The 13,368-nt window shown below is 48.1% G+C and carries 13 protein-coding genes and 1 pseudogene; 10 read left to right on the forward strand and 4 right to left on the reverse strand.

What is annotated here, in order from left to right:
* On the forward strand, nucleotides 1-299 hold a 299-nt coding region (locus NG833_RS24825), incomplete at its 5' end, for a DUF4351 domain-containing protein (protein WP_254567956.1).
* A gap of 92 nt (nucleotides 300-391) precedes the next feature.
* On the opposite strand, the gene NG833_RS24830 is transcribed toward NG833_RS24825, so the two are convergent.
* From NG833_RS24830 to NG833_RS24840, 3 genes are all read right to left on the reverse strand, one after another.
* Nucleotides 392-2,110: a serine/threonine-protein kinase gene (locus NG833_RS24830; protein ID WP_254567957.1), complete on the reverse strand. Its 1,719-nt coding sequence runs from the start codon at nucleotides 2,108-2,110 to the stop codon at nucleotides 392-394.
* A 353-nt stretch (nucleotides 2,111-2,463) separates the two neighbouring features.
* A complete protein-coding gene (locus tag NG833_RS24835) occupies nucleotides 2,464-3,063 on the reverse strand; it encodes a pseudouridine synthase (RefSeq protein ID WP_254567958.1) in 600 nt (199 codons plus the stop codon).
* A 124-nt stretch (nucleotides 3,064-3,187) separates the two neighbouring features.
* Entirely contained in the window at nucleotides 3,188-4,093 is a 906-nt protein-coding gene (locus NG833_RS24840; RefSeq protein WP_254567959.1) for an alpha/beta fold hydrolase, read from the reverse strand.
* A 246-nt stretch (nucleotides 4,094-4,339) separates the two neighbouring features.
* Between NG833_RS24840 and NG833_RS24845 the strand changes: the two genes are divergently transcribed.
* The 4 genes from NG833_RS24845 to NG833_RS24860 all read left to right on the forward strand — a co-directional run bounded on the left by NG833_RS24845 (nucleotide 4,340) and on the right by NG833_RS24860 (nucleotide 6,888).
* A complete protein-coding gene (locus NG833_RS24845; protein WP_254567960.1) occupies nucleotides 4,340-4,609 on the forward strand; it encodes a type II toxin-antitoxin system ParD family antitoxin in 270 nt (89 codons plus the stop codon).
* Nucleotides 4,606-4,914, forward strand: a complete 309-nt coding sequence (locus NG833_RS24850) for a type II toxin-antitoxin system RelE/ParE family toxin (protein ID WP_254567961.1) — start codon at nucleotides 4,606-4,608, stop codon at nucleotides 4,912-4,914. Before NG833_RS24845 ends, NG833_RS24850 begins: the two co-directional genes overlap by 4 nt.
* A gap of 62 nt (nucleotides 4,915-4,976) precedes the next feature.
* Nucleotides 4,977-5,957 (forward strand): putative 2-dehydropantoate 2-reductase, encoded by a 981-nt coding sequence (locus NG833_RS24855; RefSeq protein ID WP_254567962.1) that lies wholly within the window; start codon nucleotides 4,977-4,979, stop codon nucleotides 5,955-5,957.
* A gap of 157 nt (nucleotides 5,958-6,114) precedes the next feature.
* On the forward strand, nucleotides 6,115-6,888 hold the full coding sequence (locus tag NG833_RS24860; protein WP_254567963.1) for a class II aldolase/adducin family protein: 774 nt from the start codon (nucleotides 6,115-6,117) through the stop codon (nucleotides 6,886-6,888).
* A 26-nt stretch (nucleotides 6,889-6,914) separates the two neighbouring features.
* Here the strand turns inward: NG833_RS24860 and NG833_RS24865 are convergent, their stop codons facing one another.
* Complete coding sequence (locus NG833_RS24865; RefSeq protein WP_254567964.1) at nucleotides 6,915-8,390, reverse strand: Dyp-type peroxidase; 1,476 nt, start codon at nucleotides 8,388-8,390, stop codon at nucleotides 6,915-6,917.
* 364 nt (nucleotides 8,391-8,754) lie between these two features.
* Here NG833_RS24865 and NG833_RS24870 point away from each other — a divergent pair, with 364 nt between their 5' ends.
* From NG833_RS24870 to NG833_RS24890, 5 genes and pseudogenes are all read left to right on the forward strand, one after another.
* On the forward strand, nucleotides 8,755-9,078 hold the full coding sequence (locus NG833_RS24870) for a hypothetical protein (protein WP_254567965.1): 324 nt from the start codon (nucleotides 8,755-8,757) through the stop codon (nucleotides 9,076-9,078).
* An 89-nt stretch (nucleotides 9,079-9,167) separates the two neighbouring features.
* Nucleotides 9,168-9,500: a hypothetical protein gene (locus NG833_RS24875; protein ID WP_254567966.1), complete on the forward strand. Its 333-nt coding sequence runs from the start codon at nucleotides 9,168-9,170 to the stop codon at nucleotides 9,498-9,500.
* 205 nt (nucleotides 9,501-9,705) lie between these two features.
* Entirely contained in the window at nucleotides 9,706-10,917 is a 1,212-nt protein-coding gene (locus tag NG833_RS24880; RefSeq protein ID WP_254567967.1) for a TOMM precursor leader peptide-binding protein, read from the forward strand.
* A 12-nt stretch (nucleotides 10,918-10,929) separates the two neighbouring features.
* Nucleotides 10,930-11,970: pseudogene (locus NG833_RS24885) on the forward strand (YcaO-like family protein); the annotation flags it as partial.
* Nucleotides 11,971-12,120: 150 nt separating this feature from the next.
* Nucleotides 12,121-13,203 (forward strand): amidohydrolase family protein, encoded by a 1,083-nt coding sequence (locus NG833_RS24890; protein WP_254567968.1) that lies wholly within the window; start codon nucleotides 12,121-12,123, stop codon nucleotides 13,201-13,203.
* Nucleotides 13,204-13,368: the final 165 nt, after the last annotated feature.

The raw sequence follows: 13,368 nt of genomic DNA on the forward strand, positions 1-13,368 counted from the left end.
TTAACAAAGATACGATTACTAACTTTTTCCGGGAGGAAATTATGCAGGAATCCGTGATTTACCAAGATATTCTTCAAAAGGGACTAGCCAAGGGTCTTGAACAGGGACTCAATCAAGGGAAAAAGCAGGAGGCGATCGCCATGATTATGCGTCCGATTACCCGACGGTTCGGTTCCCTGGAACCCGAGATCCGAGACCGTATTGATGCACTGACAACGGCTCAATTGGAAGATTTGAGCGAGGCTTTATTCGATTTTACCGAAGTCACGGATTTAGTGACTTGGTTGCAGTCTCGTTAGCAGGTTTTCAAAAAAAATGCCAGTATGGACAAGGCAGTGCCTTGTCCTTTTTGCTATGATATTTGCCAATTTATAATGTTAATAAATCGGCTTTAAGGAGCGATTAAATGCTGCTCAGAACGGCGATATTGAGCTTTGAGACGCGATCGCTTAATCGGCAGCCAGACCATGACTCCTATCACGGGAACGCCGGTGATTGCTGCTGCTGCAATCAGTAACGGGGTCCAGAATCCTAATTGTACAGCAATGCCGCAACTGATGCCAGAGGCGGCAGTTAGCAGAGAAAGCGCAGTGGCGATTTGTAGTCCAAATTCTTTGGTAATCCCGGAGGCGGCTAAGATTAAGGCAACCCCGGTGACTGCGGTGGCGGCTAAGGTGCCAGCGGTGGCCCAGGACCCAATTAGACTGGCTCCGGCAGCCATTCCTAGGGTAAATCCAGCGATCGCCGCGATGAGGGTCGTTGCCACGGCAGTGAGCAGGAATTTCACCACAAATCCCTGCTTTCCCGCCAGTTTAGACAGTCCCGCCCAAGCTAGAAATCCACTGAGGGCGATCGCAATCGGTGTGGCGATCGAATGTAGGGCTAACATTCCTCCAGCACCAGCGGCTAAAAATAACAATCCTAATGAACTGTAGGGTAATTTTTGAGTCGAAATTGGAATGGGAGCCGTGGTAATTTCTAGGGGAATTCTAATCGGATTGGGTATGCCATTATGTTCTAATAAAAGTTCTCTTTGATAGGTTTGATTGGCGCGTAAATGGCTCGTATCAATAATAACTTGAGCATCCAACCGATTCTTTTTAAACTGTGCGGGAGAAAAGGAAATCCAAGCATGAGCATCGGGACGATGAGGCGGGTCCTGGGGATGGGGGGCAACCTGCCATTTTCCCCGGAGTCGGGTGTCGGGAACCGGGTTTTTAATCGAGAGAGTGTGGGTAATTTGTTCTCCTAGGGTTGAGGCGGTTGCCGTGATGTGAGTTTTGCTCAGATGAACTTCCGGTGTGCGAACGACATAAATCGGTTCTAAGGCGGCCAACGCGGTTGCTGCATCGGGGAAGCGACTGCCCGGATTGGGTTGGACCATTGTTTCCAACCATTCAATCCAGCGCCAACTGACTTTAGGGGTGAGATGTTTAAATTGGATGCGATAATCGTCATCAACCAACTGGGCGATCGCCACGGATCGAGTCCCCGTCAGTAAACAAATCAACGTAGCGCCTAATCCGTAAAGGTCAGACGCCGCAGACAGTTGGCGATTTAGCAGTTGTTCCGGGGGCATAAATCCCATCGTCCCTTTGACCATACTGCTCATTGCCACCTCTTCCGAACCGAGTTTAGCAAAGCCAAAATCGACGAGATATAACGTGAGGCGATCGCTCACCAGGATATTTTCCGGTTTAATATCCCGATGAATCACCAACGGGGTCCGAGTTTGTAGATAAACTAAGATGTTTAAAGCCGCGATCGCCAGTGCCTTGACCTCATCCGCCTCAAAACTGCGCGGCACCGCCAGGGATTGAGCATTTTTATACTCCTGGACCATACAAAACCCATCGGCAGTCTCAAACGAATCCAAATATTTAGGAATCCCGGGGTGATTTAACTGTTGCAACACCTCAATTTCCCGTTCCACCGCCCGATAAGCGGACCAGTCAGAACCACTGGTGGCAAACTGGAATTGTTTAATAGCAACCGATTCTTCTCGTTGCTGATTCAGCGCCAAATAAGTCACCCGACCCCCGGCACGATTATGGCCGAGTTCTCGGATAATTTTATAGCCGTTCGCGCTAAAGTCGGGAAAATCATTCATGGTGGAAAATCGCTAGGGGCTGTTTTTATTGTAGGTCATTGGTCATTTGTCATTTGTCCTTGGTCATTTGTCCTTGGTTATTGCTTGATGGGGGAGATTGTTTGTAGTAACGACTTCAGTCGTTATCCAAGTTAATTGGCATCCGCTATGACACGCGGAAAATGTTTGTAGTAACGACTTCAGTCGTTATCCGCGTTACTTGGCGGATGTCAAGTAACGCACCCATCTGCGGATCCTCCAGTTCCTTCCCAGGCGCGATCGCTGCTCATAATGCGTGTCATGGCATCCGCCATGACACGCGGATAACGACTGAAGTCGTTACTACGAACAGGAACCCTATCCTGCCTATCTCCCTACGATCGCAACTGTTTCAACAGAGATTTCACCTCCTCGGGAGTCAAATCTCGCCATTGTCCCGGTGGTAACCCCCCTAGGGAGAGGTTGCCGATGCGCGATCGCACTAGGCGCAGGGTGGGAAACCCAACCGCAGCAGTCATGCGTCGAACTTGGCGATTTTTCCCTTCCGTGAGGGTCATTTCTAACCAGGCGGTGGGGACGGTTTTGCGAAAGCGTACCGGGGGGTCTCGGGGAGGGAGTTCGGGTTCTGTGGGTAACAATTGTACCGTTGCGGGTCGGGTGCGATAATCTTGAATCTGGACCCCATTGCGGAGGGAATCGAGGGCCTGTTCGTCGGGGATGCGTTCCACCTGGACCCAATAGGTCCGGGGATGGGCATATTTAGGAGAGCAGAGGCGATGTTGGATGGCACCGTGATTGGTTAATAGCAACAGTCCCTCGCTATCTAAATCTAGACGACCGACGGCATAAATGTCCGGGATATCAATGTAATCTTTTAAGGTGGGGCGTTCAATCCCGGCATTCTTGCCGTCGCGATCGCTAAATTGGCAGAGCACGTTATAGGGTTTATGAAACAAAATATAATGATAAGACACAGGGCAATTCACGGATAAAACATAACATTCGGTTATAAGTGAGGATTTTACCTCAAAAAGACGGTCCGCCTTGGTCATCGGAGGAACAAGGCAACCGCTTGTTCCTCCGATGCATCATTCAAGGTTAGGCGTTGGAGTTCCCTGACCCACTGGTTTCTAACCAGTCTAAAATCAGGGGATTCACCACCTCTGGACGTTCATCATGGGGACAGTGCCCGGTATTGGGAATGGACTTAAAGGTCATGGACCGTTCCGGGTGAGACTGCTGGAAAATCCGACTACCGGCGATCGGTGTCCAAGGGTCATCTTCCCCCCACAACACCAATAACGGATGGGTAACATTCGGTAAAATCTCCGAGGGAGGTGTTCCCGGAGGTGCGGTCAAAATTGAGGCAAACACTTTTTGCGCCCCCACATCACAGGAGGGTTCATAGAGCAAATCGACCAACTCATCGGTAATCGCTTCATGGTTGCGATACACTTGGCGCAAGGTATTACGAATCCGGTGTTTTTGGCGAATGCGGTTAAACAGGAACGTGCCGACAGTGGGGGAACTCACTAATTTACTAAACGTACCCATCACGAATCGCAAGGGTGGATTGAGTTCTTCCGGGCGATGATTTAACCCCCCGGCACAATTGATTAAAACACCCCCTGCTGACTTTTCGGGATGATTGGCAACCAGCATCAGACTCAGTAATGCACCAATGGAATTGCCGATAAATACCGTCGGTTCCTGGATATGTTCCCTCCAGAAATCCGTAATCAGTTCTTCCCAGAGTTCCAGGGTGTAATTCAGGGGGGCTTTATCTGAACCGCCAAACCCCAGCAAATCCAAGGCAAACACGCGATATCCCCCTTCTGCAAGGGCGGGAATGTTCTTGCGCCAATGGCCGATGGAGGCCCCGAATCCATGAATCAGGAGGAGGGGACGACCGACCCCTTGGACGGCATACTGAACTTTATGGCCATTCCAAATCCAGGTTTCCTTGGCGATCGCAGTCGGGAGTCTAAGCTGTTGTGTGGTCACGGTCTTTATTATTAAGTTTAGTAAACTTTCTTTATCATAATCTAGGAGGTGGCTACTTGGGGGGACCCGAAACCCCCGAATCAGAAACCGGGTTTCTGACCCAGATGTTGTGATACCCTAGAAGGAAGGTCCTAACGGGAAAAAACAAGGGCGCTATCACCTGTAACCCGCTTGGTCAGTACAAATCTGCTGAAATTGAACGAAATCCTATCAAACTTGTCCAATGTTCTGACTGGAGTTGATTAGATGACCATATCATTAAAACCTGAACAAGAGCAGTTTCTACAAGAAAAATTAAAAAGCGGAAAATATACCACGGTTGATGAGATTTTAACCGAAGCATTTCGCTTATTGGAAGAACGAGATAGACAGTATGATGAGTGGGTGAAAACAACTCAGGCAAAGCTAGAAACGGGACTCGCTCAACTTGATAGAGGGGAAGGGATTGATGGAGAAGTAGTGATTGCTCAACTCCGAGAAAAATCCCGTAAACTCCGAGAAGAGGGTCATCAATGAGCCGTTATCTAATTTCTCCTGACGTCATCCGAGAGCTGAACGAAATTTTCGATTATTTTGCCAGCCGGTCTGTTTCTGCGGGAGAACGTTTTGTTGAGGCGTTTGAAAATAAATGCAGGTATCTGATTCAATTCCCCAACTTAGGGCGAAGTTATGCGGACTTCGATCCATCTCTGAGAGGAGTACCCTTGAATGGATATATTCTTTTTTATCGGGTCATCAATGATGGAATTGAAATAGTCCGGGTGGTGAGTGGGTATCGCGATTTAAGCTCACTGTTTTCTGATGCCGATGAAGGAAACTAATATGTTGTTGATGCCACTTCCCCGTAAAATGGATAGAGTAGTGAGTTCACAGTCATGGGAGAATGGGTACAGCATTGCAGTCTCAGAGGAATCGGAGTTATGCCATTATTGGCACTGGGGCGATCGGCGGATTTTATGGGGCGAAACTCCAGCAGGCGGGGTTTGAGGTGCATTTTTTGCTGCATAGCGATTATCAGTTCGTGCGGCAGCGCGGATTAAGGGTGGATTCGGTTTGGGGGGACTTTACTCTCAACTCCCTGAATGTTTATAACGATGTCCACCAAATGCCACCTTGTGATGTGGTCATTGTTGCTCTAAAAACCACCCGCAATTCTTTATTAACCAATTTACTGCCGCCGGTTTTGAAAGAATCTGGGGCGGTATTAATGTTACAAAATGGTCTGGGTAACGAAGAGGCAGTCGCCCCGATTGTTGGTCCTGCTCATATTCTGGGTGGACTATGCTTTATTTGTTCTAATAAAGTCGGCGAGGGACATATTCACCACTTGGATTATGGCACAATTACCCTGGGGGAATATGCACCGGATTATCAACCCTTGGGAATCACCGCTACTTTGCGAAACATTGCCGGAGATTTTGAAACCGCTGGAATTCCCATCCAATTTGCAGAAGATTTACTCCTCGCCCGTTGGAAAAAATTGATTTGGAATATTCCTTATAATGGCTTGTCCGTGGTTTTAAATGCCCGAACTGATGAAATTATGGAAAATGAATCCACGCGACTTTTATCCGAACAATTAATGAGGGAAGTCGTCGCAGTTGCCGCTGCTTATGGGAGGGAAATTCCCGAAAGCTTTATTCAAAAAATGCTGGACCATACCGCTAAGATGAAGCCCTATATTACCAGTATGAAATTGGATTACGACCAGCACCGACCCTTAGAAGTAGAATCGATTGTGGGTAATCCTCTACAAGCAGCGATCGCCAAACAAATCCCCGTCCTCAAAATAGCCATGCTTTACGCCCAATTAAACTTTATAAACACTCAAATCCAAGCCACCCCCCGTCTCCCCCGTTCGTAGTAACGACTTCAGTCGTTATCTTCTCCCCCGTTCGTAGTAACGACTTCAGTCGTTCTCTTTCCCCCGTTCGTAGTAACGACTTCAGTCGTTCTCTTTCCCCCGTTCGTAGTAACGACTTCAGTCGTTCTCTTTCCCCCCTAAACCACCCCGCACAATTATGGATAAACGCTTAATCAAACCCGGACTCCCCCAACCCCCCACATTCGATCGCCTCCGAGATGAAAGATTATATCGAAAACAACGGTTAGCAGCCGCATTTCGCCTATTCGCTCATTTTGGATTTGATGAAGGCGTGGCGGGTCATATTACAGTCCGAGACCCCGAATTTCCTAACCAATTCTGGGTCAATCCCTTTGGAATGTATTTCGGTCATATTCGCGTTTCGGACCTAATATTAGTCAACCATCAAGGGGAAATTTTAGAAGGCGATCGCCCGATTAATGCCGCTGGATTTGCCATTCATTCCCAAATCCATCAAGCGCGTCCCGATGTCATCGCGGCAGTACATACTCATTCCCTCTATGGCAAAACCTGGTCCACCCTAGGACGACTTCTTGACCCTCTCACTCAAGATGCCTGTGCCTTCTACGGGGATCATGCCTTATTTGATGACTATACCGGCGTGGTGTTAGAGATAAGTGAGGGCGAACGATTAGCGCAAACCTTGGGAAACTCTAAAGCGATCGTCCTTCGCAATCATGGATTACTCACCGTGGGTCATTCCGTGGATGAGGCAAGCTGGTGGTTTATAACAATGGATCGGTCCTGTCAAAGTCAACTGATGGCAGAGGCAGCAGGAAAACCCATCGCTATTGCGCCAGAAATTGCTCAATTGACTTATGCTCAGGTGGGAAGTCATTACATGGGGTGGTTTAGCTTTCAGTCACTTTATGACATGATCGTTCGTCAGCAGCCGGATTTATTGGAATGAATAGGGAGTGGTTCAATTCTTCTCCCTTATTCTCGGAAATTGGAGGCAATTGTTTTCAAAAAACTAATGCTAGGGGCGAAAAAGTATTCGCCTCCCTGCATGGTGACAAAGTGATAAAAATCAAACTCAGTAACCTCATTTTCTCCCCACTGATTGTGCCATTTTTGTCGCGATGTCTTGGGTTTTCCCTGTCCAACTAGGGCATCAAACCCCGTGGTGTATGTTACAAAATGATGATTATTTGACCAGTTTTTTTGCATGAACATAAACTGGTTGAATAAATCACTTTGAAAGCATAAAAATAGCAGTCCCACCTTTTCATCTTCCCCTGGATATCGTGTCAGGTTTTGTAAATGAGCCAATTGATTATTAAAGCGAACTTGCGGGGAGAGGGAGTGATGTCGGGCATTGGGAAGTTCGCCATAGCTGATTGCACGACGCACGATGCGATGTTGGCGTTGTTCCTCGATGGTTTGATGTCGGTCATTTTTGTCTCCCCGAGGATTCACTTTGCGGATGTGGGCATGAAATGGACATTTTACCCCGCGCAAATCCTCATCATAGTTGAAATTATTAGGGACTGGATCAACATTTTGTTCTGTAGGAAACTGGGTGATTGGCGTTCCATCTCGGAAACGACCGACTACTAATGCTCCCGCTCTTTCTTCCTCTTTTTTTGATAACTTCAAGGTTTGAAAAAGAGCTTTTTCGGCGGCCTTAAATCCGGATACATCTTGTTCAAGTTTGCGGTAAACACAATAGCTACCAAAACTATACTCTCCCTCTCCCAAGGGGTCTTTAACTAACACTAATTCTAAGGGGGCACTGGGGTCCCATTTGTCGATGCCTTGTTGTTTAGCCCGATCTAGGTCCTCTTTAAAAAATAAGGGCTGACTGACTCCATCTCTAAATCCAAAATGCTCGATCGCCTGCCCTTTACTATTTCTCAGAACTCGTCCAACTTCTGTGTTGACAATATCCGCAATCGGTTCTAATTCTTCAAAGAGGATTTTAGCCTGATTGTTCAACTGACTCCAATCGTCATCGGCAAGGAGAATGAAACCATGAATTTGAGTTTGAAATCCCGGTTGCCAGTCCTCAACTGGTGGGTCATCCAAAATGCTCCTAAAATTGGCAAGGCCAACCTTGAAAGCAGGGCTGGGAAATTCTCGATTTCCGCCGACTTGAAACTTAAATCCTAGGGCTTCATATCCTTTGTAGGAGAGGAGGAAATTGGCAAATAATCCGGGAGAAGCCCCGGTATTTTTCTGGGGGAATTGTCCGCCCGTTTCCCCTTGCCTTTGAGCCGAGGTAATCCGGGTTTTGGCAAAGTTGGCAATCCACTGTCGCACGGCATTTCGGTTGGGTTTAAATTGGATAAAAATATGAGCAGAATAGTCACAGTCGTGACTGGTGAGGATATTTCCTTGTAAATCTGCTAACAAGGGTTGATAGATCGGGTTGTTCGGATCGATATTGCTTTGAGTTAAGTCAACTACCATTAATAATTTCTCCAGGAGTTGGGAAGCAGGGAGTTGGGTTGGGTTGAATTTTGTTGATGAGGCGATCGCCTTTTAACCCAAATGTGACCCGGTTCAAGTCTATTGACTGATGGTTTAATTCCGGGTAAAGGAATGGAATTGACTAAACGCTACCAGTTAGAACAGCCTCTGTCAAGCTCCATCCCTCCAATCCTTGACCAAACCCTGACCAACTCGGATTTTTATTGGATTGTAAATTTTTGTAAAGATTACTTGACAGACAAAGAATAGCACAAGTAAAATATCAAAAAATAAGGTGCAGATAAATTGCCAATCTGTAATGAAAAAATTCACCCGAACCGTAGTGGAGAACCCTAGGTAAACGATGGATAAAACACCCTATCCCCCCGACCTAGCTCAGGCATGGTCGCGCCTGTTTGGATATGCTTGGCTTCCCGAGAACCGGGACTTTCTCCAAGGACTCCGGAAAGATCCCAAAGTCACCATCACCGATGTTGTTAATTCTGGTACCCCGGAAAAGATTCAAGGCCCCTGTGCGACGATTTTAGAATATGTTAATAGCGACAACTGCGAGTATGGTTACATCGCCATTCCGACCCTCCCAGATGGGCTAAAAGAATTAAGCGAAGAACAGCTTTATTTTTATGCCAATCAAAGTCAACTGTACGGAATTATGAGGCAAACTTGACCTCAATAAACCGGACTAGAACCTGCTCCCAGGAATTAGACAAAGAACGAAGATAATTTTATATCAGATAACAACAAGAGGTGATGGGGATGACCAATCAATCTGCTCCTCCAGAAGAATTGCAACAGTCTTGGGCGCGGGTTTTTGCCTATGCCTGGAGTCAGGAAGATCGAGTGTTTTTGCGCCGTCTGAATAAAGATCCGAGACAGACTATTTCTCAAGTTGTATCCACAAAGCAACCGGAACATCTAGTAAAATATTGTCAGACCATCCTAAACTATGTAGATGATCCGGATTCGGAAGAAGGGTTTTTAGCACTGCCTCCTTTGCCCCCTAGTTTCTGCCGAGAAATTTTAACGGAGGAACAGCTTTATACCTATGCCAATCAAGATGGATTGTATGGAATTCTGAGAGTTTGTTAAACCGGAAAAAGTTAGGAGGCATCAGATAAAAAGCATCGGGTTATCCGAGAGTTACCCATCTGACGTTCCCTAACTATAGTGAGTCTAAATCAGTTGAACAAACCGGGTAGGGTTGTCAAAGCTCCATCCGGTCAGGGCATTAAATGAACTGCCGCGTTTACAGGATTTAGACTCGCTATAGAAACAATTAACCGTTCAAGAAAAGATGCTAAAAAAGCCGAGGTTTAAGCCGCAGTTTCGGTGTGAGGCGATCGCCTCAGAAGGGGTGTTTTTATTGTCAGAAACAGATCGCTTCCTGCTGCGGGGGAGGCCCTATACTCTACTCGCACCATTCCTGAGCGGCCATTATACCCTAGAGGAAATTATCGATCGCCTCCAAGAGCAACTCTCCGGATTTGAAGTGTACGCCCTGATCGATCGCCTGTGGGAAAAAGGATACATTATAGAAGCAACCGACGCAATTCCCGAGGAACCGGCGGCATTTTGGCAGATGCTGGGCATTGACCCCGCCATCGCCACCCAACGGTTACAGGAAATCACCCTAACCGTTGTGAGCTATGGCAACATAGAACCTCATCCCCTAACCACCCTGCTGGATTCATTCGGAATCAATCGGGGGGAGGCGGGTAATTTAGCCGTTGTCCTCACCGATGACTATCTCCAAACTGGACTAGATTCCTTCAATCGCGACGCCTTAACTCGCGATCGCCCCTGGATGTTAGTCAAACCCATAGGGGTCGAACTGTGGATCGGCCCGATTTTTATCCCAGGCAAAACCGGATGCTGGGAATGTCTCGCCCACCGCCTGCGGGGACATCGCCCCATAGAATCCTATCTCCAGCAACGAAACCAGACCGAGGATTGCCTAAACACTGCCAAAGCAGCATTACCCTCCACCGTCCAAACCGCTTTGGGGATTGCGGCCACCGAAATTGCGAAATGGGCAGTCGCTCCGGAAAAACCCCGCCTCATCGGTCAAATCCTCACATTCAATATTCTCACCCTAGAACAACAGGTTCACCCACTGGTCCAGCGTCCTCAATGTCCAGTCTGTGGCACTCCCGAACCCATTAACCCGCCTCACTTGGACCTGAAGGCCCTGCAACCCCGCCCCAAAATATTTACTCAGGATGGGGGACATCGCAGCGTTTCCCCCGCACAAACTTATCAAACCTTGGCGCATCACATTAGTCCCCTGACTGGAATCATCGGAACTCTACAGCGAACCTCCACCTGGGAAAGTGCAGCGGAATTGACCCCTTCCTATCGCGCTCCCTATCAGTCTCGCCGGAACTTTGGGGATTTAGAAACCCTCCTGCAAGGGTTGCGAACCGAGGCGTATGGAAAAGGGAGACAAGATATTCAGGCCAAAGTCAGCGCCTTGTGCGAAGCGATCGAGCGCTATTCCGGCCAATAGCAAGGAGACGAACCGCGCATTCAAAGCTCATTTGAAACCCTAGAACAGGGGATTCATCCCAACGCCTGTATGCTATTTAGCGATCGCCAATTTGAGAACCGCGCCCAACTCAATGCTCACATCAAGGGCGATCTCCTCAGCTTTGATTGGATTCCTGAACCCTTCAATCAACAGACTGAAATCGACTGGACTCCCGCTTGGTCCTTAACCCATCACCAGGTTAAATATCTCCCCACCGCTTATTGTTACGTCGGTTATTCTGGAACATATCCCGTGAGATTTACCCAGGCCGATACCAATGGATGCGCTGCCGGAAATAACCTGGAAGAAGCTATCCTCCAAGGATTTTTTGAGCTAGTAGAACGAGATAGCATTGCCCTGTGGTGGTACAATCGCCTCAGCAAACCCACCATAGACCTGACCAGTTTTGACGAACCCTATTTCCAGCAGATTACAGCCTATTATCACAGCATCGATCGCGACCTGTGGGTACTGGATTTGACCGCAGATTTGACCATCCCCACCTTTGCGGCCATTTCCCGACGCAGGCAGAAACCGGAAAATATTATCCTGGGATTTGGCACTCACTTTGAACCCCGAATTGGAATTTTGCGAGCGTTAACCGAACTCAACCAGTCCTTACCGGCAGCCTTTTATGGCATCCAGGATGCCACCACCGCCTACCGCGATCGCGATCGCGAAGGCATCGACTGGTGGCATCATGCCGCGATCTCCAACCACCCTTATCTGATCCCAGACTGCCACCAACCGCCCAAGACTTGCGCCGACTATCCCGGCAGTTGGAGTAACGACCTGCTGACCGACATTTTTACCTGCGTAAAACTCGTTCAAGACAAAGGTATGGAAACCCTCGTCGTCAACCAAACCCGACCCGACCTCAACTTATCCGTCGTTAAAGTCGTCGTCCCGGGTTTGCGCCATTTCTGGCCGAGATTTGCCCCGGGTCGCCTGTATGACGTCCCGTGTCATCAGGGATGGTTAAAGGAACCCCTCACCGAGGCCGACTTAAACCCTCTGCCTGCTTTTTTCTAAGTCATAATTTATGAACTCTCAACTAGAAAGCGGGTTTCTAAATCAAAATTGCCGTGAGAAGTAGGGTGGGCAATGCCCACCGAACAGAAAGGTGGGCATTGCCCACCCTACTCCTCAGTCATAATTTACTCTTAAACAGAGGAAGCTCTAATGTTTGAATCCTATCGAATTATTGATGCAGATTGCCATATCTTCGAGCCCATTGAAATGTGGGAACAGTACCTAGAACCTGCATTTAAACACCTTGCGCCTTCCCCTCAAATGGAAATTAACCAGGAGAAAATTTACCTAAAAATCTCCCCAGAACTTCAGCGGGAAGGATTCAAAGCAACCCTGCGGGATTACAACAGCTATGGCATCGATCGCTACGACAGCGCCTCTCACGTTCAGGCAGTGAAAACCATGGGAGTTGACCGATGCTTTTTGTATCCAACCATGGGACTTTGGGTCTTTGCCATCGATACAATGGACCCGCTACTTGCCAGTGCCCTGACCCGGGCCTATAATAATTGGCTGCGAGACTTTTGTAGCTATGACCCCCACATTTTAAACGGGGTAGGAGCCATCAATCTGCACCATCCCGAGGACATGGTACCGGAATTGCATCGGATTGCTGAATTTGGCTGGAAAGCGGTTTTTTTGCGCCCCAACCCCGTCAAGGGACGATTGCTTTCCGATCCAGCCTATGAAACCTTTTGGACTGCCTGCGAAGAATTAGACATTGCTGTGGGTATTCATGAAGGGACTCATTCCCGGTTACCGACCACGGGGATGGACCGCTTTCACACCCGCTTTGCCCTCCATGCCTGTTCTCATCCGATGGAACAAATGATGGGGCTGTTGGCCCTGATTGAAGGGGGTGTATTGGAACGGCATCCCGCCCTGCGAATTGCTTTTCTGGAATCGGGTTGCGGTTGGTTGCCCTACTGGTTGTGGCGACTGGATGAGGAGTATGAACTGTTTCGCTGGGAAGTGAAGGAGACTGTCAAGATTAAGCCCTCGGAGTATTTTCGCCGCCAGTGCTTTATTTCCGTTGAACCCAGCGAGCCTTATTTAGATCGGATGATAGAGTACATCAGTACGGATAATTTGCTGTTTAGTTCTGATTTTCCCCATATTGACCATCGACCCGAGGCGATCGCGGATTGGATTGCCTTGGGCGATCGCCTTGGCGAAACCACCCTCCAAAAAATATTTTGGGATAACCCCAGTCGTTTTTACGGACTCCTCTGAAATTTTGACTCACCAAACCGTTTTTATTTATAGCCTTGGACGGAAAAAAGTCTCTACAGGTTTTGTCAGAATGATTCGGAATCACTCTATACTGATAATAAGGCAGGAGGTAATCTTACGCCGAGACTAACCCGGGAGACGGATTGAGTCGTTCCTCCCGGATTA

The organism is Oscillatoria sp. HE19RPO, assembly GCF_024220515.1.
GTDB lineage: Bacteria > Cyanobacteriota > Cyanobacteriia > Cyanobacteriales > Laspinemataceae > Laspinema.